The 269-nt window shown below is 46.1% G+C and carries 1 pseudogene; it reads right to left on the bottom strand.

What is annotated here, in order from left to right:
• A pseudogene (locus ACFIO5_RS13295) lies at window positions 1-269 on the bottom strand (molecular chaperone DnaJ); the annotation flags it as partial.

Raw genomic sequence — 269 nt, 5'->3', positions numbered from 1 at the left:
CCTGATCCTTCACAAGCATCGCACACAACAGAGCTAGGAATATTAATTTGCGCGGTTTTTCCTGAAAATGCCTCTTCCAAGGTCACTTCCATATTATAACTTAAATCTGCGCCACGCTCACGGCCATCACTGCGTTTACGGTGCCCACCCCCCATAATTTCGCCAAAAAAATCTTCAAAAATGTCAGCAAATCCACCAGCAGAAAAACCGCTAAAGGGACTTCCTCCCCCGTTATTGTTATTTTCAAAAGCCGCATGACCGAAGCGGTC

The sequence above is a fragment of the Bartonella sp. AA86SXKL genome (genome assembly GCF_042196885.1).
The sequence above is the reverse complement of the archived record's forward strand: the minus strand, read 5'-3'. Positions and strand labels throughout refer to the sequence as shown.